The following is an 18,194-nucleotide window of genomic DNA, read 5'->3' as shown; positions in this document are numbered from 1 at the left end:
ATATAAACTGAATAAACAAATTAATAAATGAATGAATATGTATTTAATATGAAATTTCATGTACTGTATTATTTTCGAAAATAATACAGTACATAGTATAAAAAGGATAACAAAAGAAAAGAGTGTAAGATTTTATGAAAAAATGATGATTATAGTAGAAATGGTTGATTCTTACTTGTTTTGTATAAAGTTCGATTCAAATTACACTTTACATTTAAAATATTTAAATAATTCAAATGGAACAGCTTGACCTTCACACTATGTAAAGGTTTACAGTAAGACAGAAAAGGAGGTTAAGAAATGAAAAAAATAACGAATTTGTGTATGAGTGCTATACTAACCACATCTATTTTCAGTGGTTATGCTCTAGGGAAGGGGATTGAGAAAGTTCAGGCGAAGGAAATTGAAAAAACGCAAAGAAAAGATATGAAGAAAGTAGAGGTGCGAAAACAAATAGGAAAGTATACAATGCCAGATGAAAAAAACAAACATGAAGGAACATGGCTACAATGGCCTCATGAATTTACATATGGGCAAAAATATCAGCAAGAAGTAGAGCCAATTTGGATTCAAATGACAAATGCTTTAAGTAAAGGCGAAAAAGTTCATATTGTTGCATATGATCAAGAAGAAAAAGAAAGAATTACTGAGGTTTTAATAGATCACGGGGTAAATATGGAGAAAATTGATTTCTTTATCGCACCTACTGACGATGTATGGGCGAGAGATACTGGACCAATTTTTGTTTATGATAATGACAAAAATCTAAAGATATTAGACCCAGGATTTAACGGATGGGGAAAGAAAACACCATATAAGAAAGATGCTCGTCTTCGTGAGAATCTTAGTAAACAGTTAGGAATTGAAAGAATTGATTGGAATAAATTTGTTCTTGAAGGTGGCGCATTTGAATTAGATGGTAATGGAACTGCTTTACTAACTAGAAGTGCTGTGACGAATAAAAATAGAAATGCAAAATTGTCAGAAAAAGATATTGAAAAATATATTAGTGACCTTGGGGTAACAAATTTTATTTGGTTAGATGGAGTACCTAACTTAGATATTACTGATTTTCATATTGATGGATTTGCAAAATTCCACGATAAATCTACTATTATAACATTAAACAAAAAAGATTTAGCTGAATGGGGAACGTCTGATAAAGATATTAACAAGTTGTTGCAGGCAAAAGATGCTGAGGGGAATAAGTACAAGTATGTATATCTGCCGCTAAGCAAGAATAATGTTACATTAGAAAATGGGAAGCAGCTTGATTATAAAGGTTCATATATTAATTATTATATAGCGAATCAAGTTATCTTAGTTCCTAACTATAATGATCCTAATGATAAAATAGCAAATGAGATGATTCAAAAACTTTATCCTGATCGTAAAGTTGTGGGGATTGATGTAAGAGAGCTTTATAAAAATGGTGGTATGATCCATTGTATTACTCAACAACAACCAATTAATTTAAAATAATATATTTATAGTGTTCAGTGGAGTTTTCTATTTCTTATGAAAACCTGTTTATCTATAGGATAGGTAAAGATGCGATGGTATTTTTACCTATTTTATTGTAATTTTTATGAGTTAAGTATACCTTTCCTATAAACTGAAGAAACCCACCCTTTTTGAAAAAAGCTTAATCAAAATGGATGGATTTTCTACATTAAAAGCTATACTTGCTGTTGAAGAAGAAACATTGTCTAAAGGTATGTTTTTACCTTTTAAAAGTCGTTTGAATCCCTTCAATAAAACATCCAAAGAGTCCTCTATTATTGGGGTTTTAAAAGTTTCTGGTACAATCATTCTTACTAAAATATCTAAATACAATCTATATTTTTTCTTTTAGCAAGCCATACATGCCCATCAGCTTCAGAATTACCTTAAATAATAAAAGTTCAGCGACTTTTCTGTTTTTATTTGTAAATGAACACATTATACTTGGCCAATTATTGTGCAACCTTTTCGAATAAATGATTTTCTTTATTTGAAAATAAGGGTGCATCTATAAAACCATAATGATAAACTAAAATACCTAATTCCACTCTAGAATTAATATGCCATTTTTCTTTAATATGATTAATTATCGTTGAAATTCTTCGAGGGGTAACATATATTTTTTTTGAAATTTCTACATCTGTAAATCCTTTTGCTACATAAATAGCCACTTCTAACTCTCTTTCGGTCAACATTCTTTTCATAAAATACGCTCCTTCGAAATTATCTATATAAAAATCAAAAGAAACTATTAAAAGAAATAAAGGTGAAAAACCATATTTATTTTAATCTGGCTATTTGCGGGTAGTAAGACTCCCACCTCAAAATTTAGATGTGGCAAAGAAGTCGGACTCCCTGTAAAAGCCTACCTGGAGTGGACTAATAATCAGTGATGATGAATAAAACTCCCATTGATTATTAGTGAGCCATATTTTAATAATTTCTCGTATTGTGATACAAGTTTGTAAAAGAAACTATAAATCCATATAATTAGTAATTGTAACCATATTAATTTTACATTACATTAAAAGTTGGAAAATATTCTTATACTCATAAAGTGTTACATTTGAGGGAGGAAAGATGGAATTCTACAATCTTGGTATTATTATTAAAGAACTTAGAAAGAAAAAAAACATGTCACAATCTGAATTATGTCATGGAATATGTTCACAAAGCCAAATTAGTAAGATAGAAAAAGGTATTATTTATCCATCTAGCATATTGTTGTATCAATTATCTGAAAGACTTGGTATTGATCCAAATTATATATTTGCGCTAACGAAAAACAAAAAAATAAAATATATTGAAAATGTAAAATGTGTAATGAGAGATTGTGTGAAACAAAAAGAATATAATGAGCTTTACGAAATAGTGAAAAAAGAGAAAAACGAAAATAATTTCCAATCAAAAGAAGATAAACAATTTCTATTATGGCATGAAGCGATTGCTATATATTATGTAAATGGAGCAACAATTAATGCTTTTGACATTTTAAATAGAGCACTAAAACAAACCTTAAGTAGTAGTAACTTTTTATCAGAAAAAGAAATAAGCATAATGAATTCAATTGCTATAATACATGCAGAAAATGAAGACTATGAGAAAAGCATAAATATATTAAAACAAAGTTTAATTAATTTTAATAAGATAGAATTCCCTAGAGAAAAAGAAATCAAATTAAGACTCATTCATACGTTAACAAAATGTTTACACCTTGCAAATCAATATGAAGAAGCAATAAAGTATAGTGAAATAGGCATAAAATTAGCTATAAATATGAATACTTTATACTTATTAGGTGAATTGTTTTTTGAAAAAGGTGCAATTTTATTAAAAGTTCAGCACTCTAATGAAGTTGGTTTAACATACATAAAAAAGGCATTATTTATATTTGAATTAACAGAAAGAAAACAATATATAAAAATGATCAAGGATAAATATATTAAAAATCAAGAATAAACAAGAAATAATTCTAACATAAGTTATTCCTAATTGGTATTTATTCCTAAAAAAAGTACTGTAATACGAACTATTCCTAATTGTTATTTATTGCTAAAATAAATACCGTAATATTAGATAAATATAAAGGGTGGCATTTTATGAAATCAAGAGGAATTACTCGTAAAGCAGATAGCATGGGGCGTATTGTTATTCCAATGGAAATAAGACGGAGTTTAGGAATTGTAGAAAAAGATTCTCTTGAAATGTTTATAGAAGAGGACCAGATTATTTTACGAAAATATCAATCACCAAGAGCTTGTGCACTTACAGGGGATATTTCAGACAGCAATATTTCGTTAGCGAATGGGAAGATTATTGTAAGCCCAAACGGGATGGAACTGTTAACAAAGAAGTTACAGCAATATCTTTTAAAATAAAAGGTAAGTAAGAAATTTAAAATAGAATATACTTGGAAAAAGGTCCTCTATCACCATTTAGGGGACCTTTTTATTGTTATCAATAAAATTGAGAGGCCGTAGTTGGTTCAATGAAATACGAATTACCTTATAAATAGTCTGACTATTTTTTTATAAAGAAACTATTTATTTACATTTTTTGGTTTCGTGTTATATTTTTAGTGTCAATATATTTATCTTGAAAATTCTGATTTTAAACTCAGGAAAACTTTAGAAAATGAAATACTCTTACTTGAATTGAAAATCATATAAACATAGTTTGAAAGTAAAGTATGAAAATGAATCAGATTTTCAAATTAAATTTGCCAATTTAACGGAGATTCGTGGGGGAAATGTGACTAAGAAGAAATCTCTTATACTCCACGTTTTTTATTTGTAAATTGGTAGTTCTAATAGCTTTGAAGAAAAGCAAAGGAGCAAAAAAGAAGTAGGTAGTTCATTCAATAGAAGATATGGTGTGAAAAAATAAAACAACGGAGGTTTTATAATGAATAAAGGAACACTGCAGATTACAGAAATCGAAGAAATTAGCATTCCTAATGTATTGAAGGATAAAATGAAGAATCTAATAGACCATGAATTAAAAACTCATAATCCTTATACTTGTGATCAAGAAATAGCTGCAAGCTTTTCAAGAGAGTGGCTTAATTGTTTGATTGATTATTTAAAGAAAACTTCGAATTCAGACATGAAAAAACTACTACATATGATAAAAGTTGCGAATTGTGGTGGGAACGTACCACCTACTCTTATTAAAAATATTCCATGTGATCCTATGGAAACCCTATTACCTGGGGAGAATCGCAAAGGTTTTAATTATGGTGAAGACGAAGACGATAGAATGAAAAAATATTTTTATGCAGAATGGGTCACATGGCTATTCGCCACACTTTTTAATTATGATGCTTTAATTCACCCATCCGAACATGCAGGGAAAAATAGATTTCACCTCATTTCCCCTTTGAACAACGATGAAGTTTTGCGAAATGTCGGTGCAAGCACCGGTGGTGGGAACTTTTATCAACATAACGATGCCACAGTGTATACAGATATGAAAGACCAATCAGATATTGAAGCAAGATTGAAAACATTCAATACGAATTTAGAAATTGTATCAAATAGACTTAATAAATCCGTGGAACAAATAGTGTCTGAAATTACTTGTGGAAAATTTACTAGAGTTGATGCTCTTTTATTAAAAGGAGTGTTAAATTTAAAAACTCAAACTCATATTGGAACGCCAAAATTACTTCAAAAGCATCTTGAAGAAAATCACTTCAGTAAAGATGATATATTGGCGATAAGTAAAATGCCTATTGCTCATATCGCAGGAATGGCGGATGGTGAAATATCTGGATTTGTAGGGGAAATAAACCAAATTATATTTTTGGATGATAATGGTGATATTATTGCAACTTGTTTGAATGGAGCAGAAAATAGATTGATTTATGTGGGAGAAAGTGAAGAAGAAAAATTGAAATTTGACATATTTTTAGAACTCTTACGAACAACGCCCACTTATAAGGTTCCACTTACATCTGAAGATTTATTAATTATTCCAAATTCATACTATGATAAACAAACAAATGTAACTCATGGTAGGGAAAGGTTATCTGAGGAAGAATATAAAATCCCGATTGGAGATAATAAGTACGGAAGAAGAATTGTTTGCAGGCAGTACGTTTCCAGCCGATTACGTGATCAGAAAGAAAGTTACTTTACAGATATCATTAACTAGTTTAAAGAGAGGAGGGGCGATGGGGAGGTTTGGGTTATAATAGCTCAAGCCTGCCCCTATTCTTTGTATGGATTTTACTATTGAATTACTCATACTACTATTTTTAGTAGCTGTATTAGCAGGATGGATAGATACAATTGCTGGGGGCGGTGGTATGATAACTATCCCGATAATGTTATTAGTAGGTATGTCTCCTTCTGTAGCGATAGCAACTAATAAACTACAAGGGAGTAGCGGAACCCTCATGGCAACAATGATTTTTATTAAGAAGAAAGAAATTAATCTCAAAGATATGCGTTTGTCCATCTTAATGACCTTTTTGGGATCCGTTTTCGGTGGATGGCTTGTTTTACAGATACGGGCAGAATATCTAATTATGATATTACCTTTTTTACTTATTATTATTGGTCTTTATTTTCTATTATCTCCAAATATAGCAAACGAAGATCGACCGAGAAAAATAAGTATGTTGTTGTTTGCGTTAACAGTGGCTCCGTTACTTGGATTTTATGATGGTTTCTTCGGCCCTGGAACAGGTAGCTTGATTGCTTTAGCGTTCATTCTCTTATGTGGATATAGTGCTACACGGGCAACTGCAAATGCTAAGATTTTGAATTTTACAAGTAATTTCGCTGCTTTGTTGTATTTTATTATTTTTGGCCAAATCGATTGGACAATTGGATTGATTATGATGCTTGGTCAAATTATAGGATCATATATTGGGGCGAAGATGGTGCTTACAAAAGGGACGGCATTAATACGACCAATAGTGGTTATTGTTTGCTTTGTCATGGCAATTAAAATTTTTTTACAAAATATAAACTGAATGTAATCAATATATTATTTGGATCAAAGTTAGAGTGTTTTCATGTTCTTATTGCAGTATTACGCTGTTTAAGATGTGTTCAAAATTACACAATTTGACTAGTGTAATGTATTGCGTTATGCTTTTTTTAGTATAAAAGAAAGGCTTGAAGATAATGATTCGTCGTTTGAGAAAGCTAAAAAATGTAGCTGTCGTAGTAAGCTTCTAAGTAAATAGCAAAATATATAATACTTAGAAGCGAGGAATAAAGTTATGAAGTATCCATTATTTAATCATTGGTCAGAAACAAAGTATATAAAAGATATAGTAACAAATCCACTCATTGAAGTGGGAGAGTACTCCTATTATTCAGGCTATTATAGTCATCAAAATTTTGAAGATGGCTGTGTAAGGTATTTGTGGGGGGATGCTAAGTCTCAAGCACTTTTCAATCCAATTGAACAGATGGGATGGCATCTTGATAAACTCATTATTGGGAATTATGTTTGCATTGCAAGTGGAGTAGTCATTTTAATGGGTGGTAACCATAATCATCACTCAGAATGGATTACAGTATATCCATTCGCTGAGCAAATTGAACAATCATATGAACCTAAGGGTGATACAGTCATAAAAAGTGATGCTTGGATTGGAATGAATGCTATAATAATGCCTGGCGTTACTATTGGTGAAGGGGCAATTGTTGCTGCAGGATCTGTCGTAAGTAAAGATGTTCCGCCGTATACAATAGTTGGTGGAAATCCTGCTAAGGAAATAAAGAAACGATTCACTGATACAGAAATAAACATGTTAATGGAAATGCGTTGGTTTGATTGGGATAGGAAATTGATTGAGAAGGCAATTCCGCTGTTATCTAGTCCATCCATCGAACCATTATTTGCTTTTTATAAAAATGAAGTGAAAAATAAATAAATCTGTTAGAAAAACTACATCCAGTATAGGGTGTAGTTTTTTTATTACAAAAAACTAATAGTTTAGACTAAAGAAAATTCATCTCTAATATAAGTCTAGCAAATAGCTGAATTGAGTAATTAAAATCCTTGATAGCTAATAAAGCATTAACGGGCAGTAAGACCACAACTGATTAAAGTTTCACTTTATTTTTTGTAAATGTGGAACAAATGTATTATTTAGATTGTCTATTAATTGTAATCCTAAAAAATATGAAAGTACGAATCATTTTGAAAAATATAAGGGGATTAAAAATAGTGATATGTGTGGGAATACAAAGTATTAGGGTACCTAAAAGTGTCGGATGAGATGGTCTATATGAAAGCGCTTCTAATGTCTTATATGTATATACAATTTGAGAACACTGTCTATTTTTTGAGATTATGTTAGAATAACGCTTTTTTTGAGTATAAAAATATTGGAGGTAACAGAAGTGAAAGGTATGTTTTGCAAGAGATTTATTGCAATAGTAACAGTGCTTACACTATTTTTTAGCATGTTCGTTACATTTGGAAGAGCAGCAGCGGAAACAGTTTCTGCTATAGAGGTTGAAGCAGGATCAGCAATTTTAATAGAAGCAAATTCCGGGAAAATTTTATATGAAAAAAATGCAGATGAATCATTGGCAATTGCTAGTATGACAAAAATGATGAGCGAATACTTAGTTCATGAAGCGGTGGATAAAGGAAAACTTAAATGGGATCAAAAAGTTAAAATCTCTGAATATGCACATAAGATTTCGCAAGATCGCTCATTATCAAACGTTCCATTAGAAAATGGTGGCTCTTATACGGTAAAAGAGTTATATGAGGCAATGGCAATTTACTCTGCAAACGGTGCAACAATTGCTTTAGTTGAAGAGATTGCTGGTAAAGAAGTCAACTTTGTAAAAATGATGAACGATAAGTCGAAAGAATTTGGAATGAAAGATTATAAATTTGTAAACTCTACAGGCTTAACAAATCACGATTTAAAAGGATATCATCCAGAAGGGACAACTCTAGACGAGAAAAATAAAATGTCTGCAAGGGATTGTGCAATTTTAGCACAACGTCTTATTCAAGATTTCCCCCAAATATTAAATACAGCAAAAATTCCTAAAAAAACATTCCAAGAGGGTGGTAAATATCCAATTGATATGGCGAACTTTAACTGGATGTTAAAAGGTTTAATTAAGCAATATGAAGGTGTAGATGGTTTGAAAACAGGAACGACTCCAGAAGCGGGAGATTGTTTCACTGGTACAGTAGAAAGAAATGGTATGCGCCTAATTTCTGTAGTGATAAAAGCAAAATCTCATACGGCACGTTTTGATGAAACAAAGAAATTATACGATTATGGATTTGCGAATTTTGAAGTGAAGAATGTCTACAGAAAAGATTCAGTAGTAAAAGGGCATGAAACAGTGCGAGTAGCAAATGCAAAAGACAAAGATGTAGTAGTTCAAACGAAGCAAGCTGTTTCACTTCCAATGCCGAAGGGCAATAAAGACATTTATAAAAAAGAATTTAAAGTATTGAATAAAAAACAAGAAGTGCCTATTAAAAAAGGTGTAACAATTAGTAAAATGATTATCTCGCCTAAAGATACTACAGATCCTGGGTTCTTATCAGGTAAATCATTACAAATAGACCTTGTAACAAAATCTGATGTGGAACAAGCAAATTGGTTTACACGTTTTATACGTAAAACAGGATCTTTTTTTAGTGGTATGTGGGATAGTGCGATTGATATAGTAAAAAGCTAATTTTATAGGATACAACTAAATGTTTCACTTTATAAAAATTTAATAAAATCTTTTCTTTGTATTAAATATTTTGTTTTACATTATGTATATAAAGAAATGGAGGTCAAATTAACTTTATACTGCTTATATTAGGAATTTAAAGAAAGAATATGTACAATTCTCCCACTACATTCTTATATTGGCCTTTATGAACAGCAAAATTTACAATTTACAAGGAGAACATTTTATGAGTAAGAGAATAAAAGAATTAGATTCCATACGAGGGTTAGCGGCACTTACTGTGGTATTTGGACATTTTTGCTTAATGCTACCATCGTTGCCTAATTCTATTAAATTTTCCCCGCTTAGGTTTTTATGGGCGGGTGGGGAAGCTGTTATCGTTTTTTATGTACTAAGTGGTTTTGTGTTATCTATGGCACTTTATCATTCAAAAACAAATTATTGGGGATATTTAATTAAGAGATTTGTAAGAATCTATATTCCTTATTATTTTTGGATAATCGTTACCTTTGTTTTATTTATTTTATTTTCGTTGTATGAAGTGGTAGGATTACGGGATTGGTTCTATGATAGGTGGCAAGGGTCTATAACAAAATTAGATATTCTAAACCACTTTGTGCTTCTTAATAACTTTTTTACGGAAAATTATAATCCAGTTATTTGGTCATTGGCTCAAGAAATGCGTATATCTATTGTGTTTCCTTTGTTATTCCTTCTTTTTTATAAACTGAATTGGAAGAAAACGATACTATTTGCATTGAGCTTTTCTTTAATTAGTGTTGTTCTTAATATGTTGCATATTGGGAAAGCTGAAGGATTTTATAATGGTTATGCTGATACACTGCATTTTACATCTATGTTTATGGTTGGAATGTTACTTTTTAAGTATCAGGAAAAACTTATCTACTCATATAGGAACATGAAAAAATTTAAAAAAGGATTTCTTATTGCATTAGGGATTATTCTATATTTATATTCCATTTTAATTTATGGTTTTTCCCGTAATGATACAACTTTCTTATTAAAAGATTGGGGTGTCGTAATGGGGGTTAGTATATTTATTATAATGGCTATGAGTAACCTAAAAGTAAAAGCATTTTTAAATAAGAGTGTATTTGTATATTTAGGAGAAATTTCATACAGTATCTATTTGTGTCATTTTCCAATCATGATGGTATTATTTAAACTTTTGTATACAAAGATACCTATCTTTTTCCTTCTTACTTTGTGCATTGCAATGACACTACTTTTTTCTATAGTTTCATATCATTTAATCGAAAAGAAATGTATCAACTGGGCAAAACAAAGAACAACAAATTTTTTGAAAAAAGTATAATTACTAGATAGATTTTATTTCTTTAGTAAATATATGAATATGACCGATTCTTAAGTATACTTAGGAATCGGTCAATTTTGGATTCTAAATGTAAATATAGTAAAGTGGAATATAATTGAAATCGAAAACCACTTAGAAATAACAATTACGGTGTGAGCTATTGTATAGTATAGATATGGTTAATAATAAAGGGGGAATACATATGTGGAAGCGATTTGTAGCAATTGGTGATAGTTTTACAGAGGGGATAGGGGATGAAGTTGAGGGAATTGCATTAAAAAGCTGGGTAGATCATTTTGTTCAACTGTGTGAAAACGATATAGAATATGCCAATTTTGCAAAGCGTGGGTTAGTAACTAAAGAAATTCGCTCGCAGCAATTGGAAAAGGCGTTAACTTTTAATCCAGATTTGGTTAGTCTCATTGCAGGGGCAAACGATGTTTTAAAAGGACGTTGGAATCATGATGCATATAAGAACGATATGGAATTTATGATAAATACATTAAGTAAAGCAGGGGCTGATATTATTATAGCAAACCTTCCAGATTTTACAGTTAGGCTTCCTTTTGCTTCTGAAAAAAAACAAGTAATAAAAGAACAATTATTAGAGGCAAATGAAGTTATATATTCACTGAGCAGAGAGTATAAGCTTCATCATGTTGATTTTTGGAATCATCATTTAGTTAATGACAATACGCTTTGGTCTAAGGATTTAATTCATCCAAACTCAAAAGGATATTTAAAAGTTGCTGAATTAATTTTTAGTAGTTTTCCTGTACAGAAGATAAAATAATAGTTTGCAATTTAACGAATATGATATTAAGTGTATGAAGTTATGTTTTTTAGTAAATGGAAAGAACTAAACATTTAGCAAACAAAGCGTTTCTACGATATATTTCTACAGTAGTGCACAAATACAGAATCACAAAGAAAGATCACTTATGGAAATAGGTGGTCTTTAAATGTTTTTATAACTAAATTAGTATATACTGTATTACTAACAGTTTCGTACTACATAAAAATTAAGTTCTCTTATAGAAAAACTGATTTTATATTATCTTAAAATATAATAAAACGTTCAAATCATATTTTGGGTATGTATCTTAATTGTGAATGATGTGTAATTTTTTTGAAGTATAAATATCCAATAAATAGAATAGGTAGTAGGTGCAGAAGTATTAATACTATATTATTCAATTCTTGTTATGAGTACATTAGTGATTGGTAATATTATATTTTTGTTATCAACTTTAGTTATTGGAATTAATTTGCATAGAAAATATGTAGGATTAGAAAAAATATACTTTATTGTATATTTTTTTTGTTTAGTTGGATTTACGGTCTCTTTAAACTATTATGTTAATAAAATTAAAAAACTTAATTCTTAATACCCTTATGGTTAAAGCTAACTATAAAATGAAAATATAACTAAATAATAGTTTGTTATGATTTGTGGATTTGGTTTTTTTATCCGAATTTTCTGATTCAAATATTTCAACTTTATGAATATAGTAGGTGAAATATTTGTGTGATAGTATTTGAGATAGAAAAAAGCCAACTTTAAAAAGGATGTGAATTGAATGTGTAAACGACTGTAAAGGGTTATATTAAGGCAACGTTTAGCTGTTATTAGTGTAAGGTAAAGATATATTTTGTAACAGTTGATATAAAAATGAAGGAATAGGTACGCTTTCGTTTGTCTGACTATTTTAAATATACGAAAAATAATACCGGTTTGAGTTTTGACGAAGTTAAATTCTAGGTGAGATGTCAATAATGATTAATTAGGTTTAATAAAGAGGTACCTTATACGCAAAAGCGTTTATATTAGTAACCTAAGGAGCTTGCTTTTATGAAAACTACTGATTCAAAAGGCCTATTAGGAAATAGGGTTTATTTACAAGTTTTCTCTGCCTATTCATTGCTTATGCTTGGTGTTTTTATTGATATGTTAGCGATTATGACTATAGTTGGGTTTGAATGGGAAGTAGATCCTACTATGATTGGATTGATTCCTGTTGCATATGCACTTCCTGGAATTATTTTTGGCTCATGGGCAGGTGTTATTGCGGATCGTTTTAGAAAAATTCCAATTATGATGTTCTGTAATCTAATGGTTGGTCTAATAACAATTGCTCTTTTATTTGTACAAGATATCCACTGGCTCTTAGTGGCATTAATGATTCGTTCCATTTTTATTGTTTTCTATTATCCTGCACAGCAAACACTAACAAGACAGATTGTATCCCCGGACTTGCTTACTAAAGCAGTAAGTATCAACGGAATAGTAGAGCAGGGTACAAAGATAGTAGGCCCACTTATAGGGGGCATGTTGCTGAGCTGGTTTCAACCAGAGTTCTGCCTCATTATAAGAGCTATAAGTTGTTTATTAGCTACCTTGGTTCTGATACCCACAATAAAATTTAAAGAAACTATATCGAAAGAATTTGTTGAAAAGCAAAAACAAAGTACTTGGACCGCTTGGGTACAAGGGTGGGGTTATGTGTTATCTAATCGGATAATATTATCAACCATGATTTTCGTTACAATAGCCATGGCAGTATTACAATTAGTAGACTCACAATTCCCAACTTTATTTAAGAGCTTATTCCCACATGATAAAAGTAAAATGGGATATATCATTTCTATTATTGGTCTTGGCGGAATACTTGGTGCATTACTAACTCAGAAATTAAAACAATTTCAATATGGCTGGGTAGTATGTGGAGGTATGGTGTTAATGGGAATTGGTTTTGGGGGGATTGGTTTGATAACGCCCGGTACGGTCTTCGTTTTAGCTTATTTAATTAGTTTTATCGCTGGTATCGGAAGTGGGCTGATGCTTGTATCTAATCAAGTCATTTTACAAATAGAATCCGATCAAGATCAAGTAGGAAGAGTATTTGGTATACAAAGCAGTTTAACAAACGCAGTTCTAATTATTTCTCCTGCTATGAGTGGTCCATTAGTGCATTTGTTTGGAGTAACTCAACTCTATGTTTATGGAGGGATTGGGCTTGTTATTATTGGAGTAATTGGAGTTTCACTGCAGAAATATTTATGGGCTAAACATAAACACGAACCTATAAGAGCAAATAATTTTTGAAGGGAAGATTTTTATGACCAATGAGGAATGCTATCCATTAAGCCATCCGCAGCGAAGAATATGGTATACAGAAGTCGTTCATTCTGATAAAGGAATATGTAATTTAAGATTTTTATTTAAACTTCATCGAAAAATGAATTATTCAAAATTAAACCAAGTTGTGAATCGCGTTATCAGTGAAAATGACGGTCTGTGCATTAGGTTAAAAGAAAATGGGCATCAGGAACCGAAACAATATTTTACTAAACATGAAGAACAAGAATTTGAGTTTTTTGATTTCAGTAATGTGGAGAATACAAATTTGCTTGAGGAATGGATTGAGCAGAAAACAAAAGAAACGTTTACATTATTTAATTCAAATTTATACTATTTCGCTTTAATAAAATTAAACGATAATGAATGTGCAGTCTTTGGAAATGTTCATCATATTATTATGGATGGTTTATCAATTCAAATATTTACTGAGCAGATTGCAAAATATTATTATGACATGCATAGCGAGAATGAGGAAGGCGAAATTAAAAATTCATATGTTCAATTTCTGACCAACGAACAAACATACTTGAATAGTAGTCGCTTTCAAAAAGATCAAAAATTTTGGTTAGAGGAATTTAAAACACTGCCATCTGTGACTGGATTGAAGCCTTATAATACGTACCAAGTTAGTACAAAAGCATCACGTGAGACGTTTATATTAACGGAACATTTGAAGAGAAAGATAGAAAAATTTTCTGAAGATTACAAAAATAGTTTATATACTCTTTTTGTTGCTGCTTTTTCGTTGTCCATGTATCGGTGGACCTCATCGCTTGATATTGGTTTAGGAATGGCTTACGGCAACCGTATGAGTAAAATGGAACGAAAATTGATTGGAATGATGGTGAGTACAGTTCCTTTAAGAATGGATATTGATCCAGAAGAAGAAGTACTTTCATTTATTAGTAGAGTGTCCAGAAAACAAAGTAAATCATTAAGACATCAGAAATATCCATTTGATTTGTTATTAAAGCAGATTAATAAAGAGAATAACAGTAATGTGAGACTTTTCGGAACTACGATTGATTATAGGGATCGTGATGAAAGTGGTGACTCACTATGGATTCCAAACCGTGAAGAAGTACAAGATTTTGCAGTTCATATTGAAAATCTAATTGATATAGACTCTTTACATGTACATATTGATTATCGTGAGGAGCTATTTTCTAAGGAAGAGATAGAACGATTCTTTAACGTTATGCTAGTGATACTGGAAAATATTTTTGAAAACCCAAAGCAGAAGGTGGCTGAAATAGAAATCATTTCTGAGGAAGATAAAAGAAAAAGTTTAGTTGAGTTCAACAATCCTAAACTGGATGTCCCACCTCAAGTAACTATTCATGAAATGTTCGAACGGCAAGCGATGATTTATCCAAATGCTATTGCAGTTACGTATGAAAAAGAAAAAATTACTTATAAGGAGCTTAATGAACGTGCAAACCAGTTAGCTCATTATCTGCAGAAAAAGGGAGTAGGACCTGATACTTTAGTTGGACTGTGCGTTGAACGTTCCCTCGAAATGATTGTAGGTATTTTAGGGATTTTGAAGGCTGGTGGGGCTTATGTTCCACTTGATCCTACATACCCAGAGCAGCGACTTCAATATATTTTAGAAGATGCTAGCATTCAGTTATTCGTAACGCAAGAAAGTTTAAAAGAATTGAACTGGTTACCAGAAAATGTTGAGTCGATTTGCCTGGATCGTGATCAAGATGAGATTGGGAAAGAAAGTAAGACTTTGCCGGTTTCTAGTGTCGGTCCCCAAAATCTGGCATATGTAATCTATACTTCGGGATCAACGGGAAATCCAAAAGGCGTTATGATAGAGCATCACAATGTTATACGGTTATTTAAATCGACGGATTGTTTGTATCAGTTTAATGAAAAAGATACTTGGACGCTTTTTCATTCGTATGCATTTGATTTCTCAGTATGGGAAATTTGGGGAGCGTTATTATATGGTGGGAAATTAGTTGTTGTTCCGTACTGGATTAGTCGATCACCTAAGGATTTTTATCAATTATTGGTGGAGGAAGAAGTCACAGTTCTAAATCAGACACCTTCCGCATTCCGCCAATTAATACGAGTGTGTGAACAAGAAGATAAGAATAAAAATTTGCAGCTGCGTTACGTGATATTTGGCGGAGAAGCGTTAGAACCTATTGGCTTGTTACCGTGGTTTCAAAGGTATGGGGAGAAAAAAACACAGTTAATTAATATGTATGGAATTACAGAAACTACAGTTCATGTTACATATTATCCAATTACTCAAGATGATGTGCAGCATGCTTCAAGAAGTAATATTGGAAAGCGGATTCCCGATTTAGAAGTGTATATACTAGACGCTTATCAACAACCTGTTCCTATAGGTGTTGATGGTGAACTTTATATTGGTGGAGCAGGATTGGCACGTGGATATTTAAATAGACCTGAATTAACAGCAGAGCGTTTTATATCTCATCCATTTAGTAGTAATCCGAAAGAAAGATTATACCGGACAGGAGACTTAGCTAGGTATTTGCCAGATGGGAATCTAGATTATCGTGGAAGAATTGATTATCAGGTTAAAATACGTGGTTTCAGAATTGAGATTGGGGAAATTGAGTCTACTTTAAATACATATGCATCTGTAACAGAGGCAGTTGTAATTGTAAGAGAAGATCAGCCGGGCGATAAAAGATTAGTAGCATATGTTGTAGGAGATGGAAATGTAGATGCGTGGAGAGAGTATCTTAAAGCGAAACTACCAAGTTATATGGTTCCTTCGGGATTTGTGGCGATGGAAGCTATTCCACTTACAGCTAACGGTAAAGTTGATCGTGAGGCCTTACCTATGCCAGAGGAAAAGCAGATTAATAGTGAATGTGTTGGCCCTCGGAATAGTAACGAACAGATACTGACTACCATTTGGAAGCGAGTATTAGGTGTTAAAAAGGTGGGAATCTATGATAATTTCTTTGAAATTGGTGGCGACTCGATTCTCAGTATTCAAATCATATCTCAAGCAAGTCAAGTGGGGTTAAAACTTACTCCAAAGCAAATGTTTGAATGCCCAACTATCGCTGAGCTGGCACAAGTGGCTATAGAAACGCAGGGAGTACAAGCGGAGCAGGGAATTGTGATAGGTGATGTGCCTCTTACTCCAATTCAGTGCTGGTTCTTCGAGCAAGAACATCCACATACAGAGCATTGGAATCAATCAATGCTTTTAAGAGTAAAAGAAAGATTGAATGTGAAATTACTAGAGGGAGCGATATTAAATTTACTGAAACATCATGATGCTTTACGTTTCCGGTACGAACAGTTACCAAACGGAACGTGGAGGCAGAGAAATGAAGGGACTGATGAGCTGTCAGTACTCCATGTTGTAAAACGTAATCAAGTTAATGAAAAAGAGTGGAATAAAATAATACAAGAAGAGATGAACATTAATCAAGCTAGTTTCAATTTAGTTACTGGTCCGTTAATGAGAGTAGTGTACTTTGAAGATAACTTGACTGGAAATGATCGAATATTCTGGGTGATTCATCATTTAGTAGTAGATGGAGTGTCATGGAGGATTCTATTGGAAGATTTACAGGTGGTATATAACCAGATGAAACAAGGTCAAGAAGTTCGCTTACCTGCGAAAAGTACATCTTTTAAAGAGTGGTCTGAACGACTCCAGACATACAGTGATTCGGGTATTTCAAAAGAAGTACAAAATTATTGGAATGAACAAGTAGAAAAAGAAACGATGAAAATTCCAATGGACTATCCAATACAAGAAACAACAGAAGAATCGATTGATCAAGTGACGAGGACTCTAGGAATAGAAGAAACACAAACATTGTTATACGAAGTTCTAGTCACTCATAAGACAAGGATTGATGAGGTACTATTAACGGCATTAGGACAAGCTATCGTTGATTGTATAAATCAGCAAACCGTTTCTATTCATCTAGAAGGACACGGAAGAGAAGAGATGATTGAAGGTATTGATTTATCAAGGACAGTGGGCTGGTTCACGAGTATTTATCCCGTTCATCTCAAGTTTCAAGGAACTCAGACACCTATTGAAGGGTTAAAGGCTGTCAAAGAACAGTTACGTCGAATTCCAAATCGCGGAGTTGACTATGGTATTTTACGTTACTTGAATAAAGGATTACTTCCGTTTTATCAGCAAAAGCCTTCAATAAGCTTTAACTATTTGGGCCAATTTGATCAGGTGTTTTCAAGGGACTCTTTGTTTATGCAAGAGACAGGATTTACATTTTTAGATCATGCTCCAGATTCCAAACCATCTCATCTAATTGAAGTTATCGGAATGGTGAAAGATGAAAAGTTACATTTTATTTGGATGTATAGTAGGGAACAGTTTTCTAAATTAAAAATTCAAGTGATAGCAGATGGTATGTTAAGGCATCTCCGTCAACTTATAAATAAACCAACAACAGAGTCTGCTTTTACGGTATCAGATTTTGCTGATGCAGAGGATCTTACGGAAGAAAGCTTAAGCAAAGTATTACTTAAATTAACAAAGAAGAGGGTGTAA

General features: G+C 32.0%; 12 protein-coding genes. 11 read left to right on the top strand and 1 reads right to left on the bottom strand.

The annotated features are described in order from the left end of the window. The first annotated feature begins 300 nt into the window (after positions 1–300). The gene (locus MRP26_RS17270; protein ID WP_000724490.1) at positions 301–1,482 is read left to right on the top strand and encodes an agmatine deiminase family protein; all 1,182 of its coding nucleotides are present in this window, start codon (positions 301–303) and stop codon (positions 1,480–1,482) included. A 473-nt stretch (positions 1,483–1,955) separates the two neighbouring features. Here MRP26_RS17270 and MRP26_RS17265 read toward each other — a convergent pair whose 3' ends face one another. After that, complete coding sequence (locus MRP26_RS17265; RefSeq protein ID WP_000827555.1) at positions 1,956–2,207, bottom strand: response regulator transcription factor; 252 nt, start codon at positions 2,205–2,207, stop codon at positions 1,956–1,958. Between the two features lie 376 nt (positions 2,208–2,583). Here MRP26_RS17265 and MRP26_RS17260 point away from each other — a divergent pair, with 376 nt between their 5' ends. From MRP26_RS17260 to MRP26_RS17215, 10 genes are all read left to right on the top strand, one after another. Further along, on the top strand, positions 2,584–3,462 hold the full coding sequence (locus MRP26_RS17260; RefSeq protein WP_000397972.1) for a helix-turn-helix domain-containing protein: 879 nt from the start codon (positions 2,584–2,586) through the stop codon (positions 3,460–3,462). A gap of 140 nt (positions 3,463–3,602) precedes the next feature. Continuing rightward, on the top strand, positions 3,603–3,881 hold the full coding sequence (locus tag MRP26_RS17255; RefSeq protein WP_242806470.1) for an AbrB/MazE/SpoVT family DNA-binding domain-containing protein: 279 nt from the start codon (positions 3,603–3,605) through the stop codon (positions 3,879–3,881). A 526-nt stretch (positions 3,882–4,407) separates the two neighbouring features. Next, positions 4,408–5,658, top strand: a complete 1,251-nt coding sequence (locus MRP26_RS17250; protein ID WP_098678374.1) for a hypothetical protein — start codon at positions 4,408–4,410, stop codon at positions 5,656–5,658. 67 nt (positions 5,659–5,725) lie between these two features. Next, positions 5,726–6,484, top strand: a complete 759-nt coding sequence (locus MRP26_RS17245; RefSeq protein WP_029442323.1) for a TSUP family transporter — start codon at positions 5,726–5,728, stop codon at positions 6,482–6,484. Between the two features lie 252 nt (positions 6,485–6,736). Then, positions 6,737–7,396, top strand: a complete 660-nt coding sequence (locus MRP26_RS17240) for a CatB-related O-acetyltransferase (protein WP_000876934.1) — start codon at positions 6,737–6,739, stop codon at positions 7,394–7,396. A gap of 472 nt (positions 7,397–7,868) precedes the next feature. Further along, positions 7,869–9,182, top strand: a complete 1,314-nt coding sequence (locus MRP26_RS17235; protein ID WP_346770926.1) for a D-alanyl-D-alanine carboxypeptidase family protein — start codon at positions 7,869–7,871, stop codon at positions 9,180–9,182. Positions 9,183–9,369: 187 nt separating this feature from the next. Then, entirely contained in the window at positions 9,370–10,518 is a 1,149-nt protein-coding gene (locus tag MRP26_RS17230) for an acyltransferase family protein (RefSeq protein ID WP_242806469.1), read from the top strand. A 202-nt stretch (positions 10,519–10,720) separates the two neighbouring features. Then, on the top strand, positions 10,721–11,311 hold the full coding sequence (locus MRP26_RS17225) for an SGNH/GDSL hydrolase family protein (RefSeq protein WP_053564482.1): 591 nt from the start codon (positions 10,721–10,723) through the stop codon (positions 11,309–11,311). A gap of 1,059 nt (positions 11,312–12,370) precedes the next feature. Next, on the top strand, positions 12,371–13,624 hold the full coding sequence (locus tag MRP26_RS17220) for an MFS transporter (RefSeq protein WP_000858613.1): 1,254 nt from the start codon (positions 12,371–12,373) through the stop codon (positions 13,622–13,624). A gap of 13 nt (positions 13,625–13,637) precedes the next feature. Next, positions 13,638–18,194: a non-ribosomal peptide synthetase gene (locus MRP26_RS17215; RefSeq protein WP_242806468.1), complete on the top strand. Its 4,557-nt coding sequence runs from the start codon at positions 13,638–13,640 to the stop codon at positions 18,192–18,194.

The sequence above is a fragment of the Bacillus sp. CCB-MMP212 genome (genome assembly GCF_022748145.1).
Taxonomy (GTDB): Bacteria; Bacillota; Bacilli; order Bacillales; family Bacillaceae_G; genus Bacillus_A; species Bacillus_A cereus.
Note: the sequence above shows the minus strand (reverse complement) of the source record. Positions and strands in the feature narration are given on the sequence as shown.

Bases quoted from the DNA above. Each gene is read 5' to 3' on its own strand.
- MRP26_RS17265 (WP_000827555.1), bottom strand. From the start codon at position 2,207: ATGAAAAGAATGTTGACCGAAAGAGAGTTAGAAGTGGCTATTTATGTA.
- MRP26_RS17220 (WP_000858613.1), top strand. From the start codon at position 12,371: ATGAAAACTACTGATTCAAAAGGCCTATTAGGAAATAGGGTTTATTTA.
- MRP26_RS17225 (WP_053564482.1), top strand. From the start codon at position 10,721: ATGTGGAAGCGATTTGTAGCAATTGGTGATAGTTTTACAGAGGGGATA.
- MRP26_RS17255 (WP_242806470.1), top strand. From the start codon at position 3,603: ATGAAATCAAGAGGAATTACTCGTAAAGCAGATAGCATGGGGCGTATT.
- MRP26_RS17245 (WP_029442323.1), top strand. From the start codon at position 5,726: ATGGATTTTACTATTGAATTACTCATACTACTATTTTTAGTAGCTGTA.
- MRP26_RS17215 (WP_242806468.1), top strand. From the start codon at position 13,638: ATGACCAATGAGGAATGCTATCCATTAAGCCATCCGCAGCGAAGAATA.
- MRP26_RS17270 (WP_000724490.1), top strand. From the start codon at position 301: ATGAAAAAAATAACGAATTTGTGTATGAGTGCTATACTAACCACATCT.
- MRP26_RS17230 (WP_242806469.1), top strand. From the start codon at position 9,370: ATGAACAGCAAAATTTACAATTTACAAGGAGAACATTTTATGAGTAAG.
- MRP26_RS17260 (WP_000397972.1), top strand. From the start codon at position 2,584: ATGGAATTCTACAATCTTGGTATTATTATTAAAGAACTTAGAAAGAAA.
- MRP26_RS17250 (WP_098678374.1), top strand. From the start codon at position 4,408: ATGAATAAAGGAACACTGCAGATTACAGAAATCGAAGAAATTAGCATT.
- MRP26_RS17240 (WP_000876934.1), top strand. From the start codon at position 6,737: ATGAAGTATCCATTATTTAATCATTGGTCAGAAACAAAGTATATAAAA.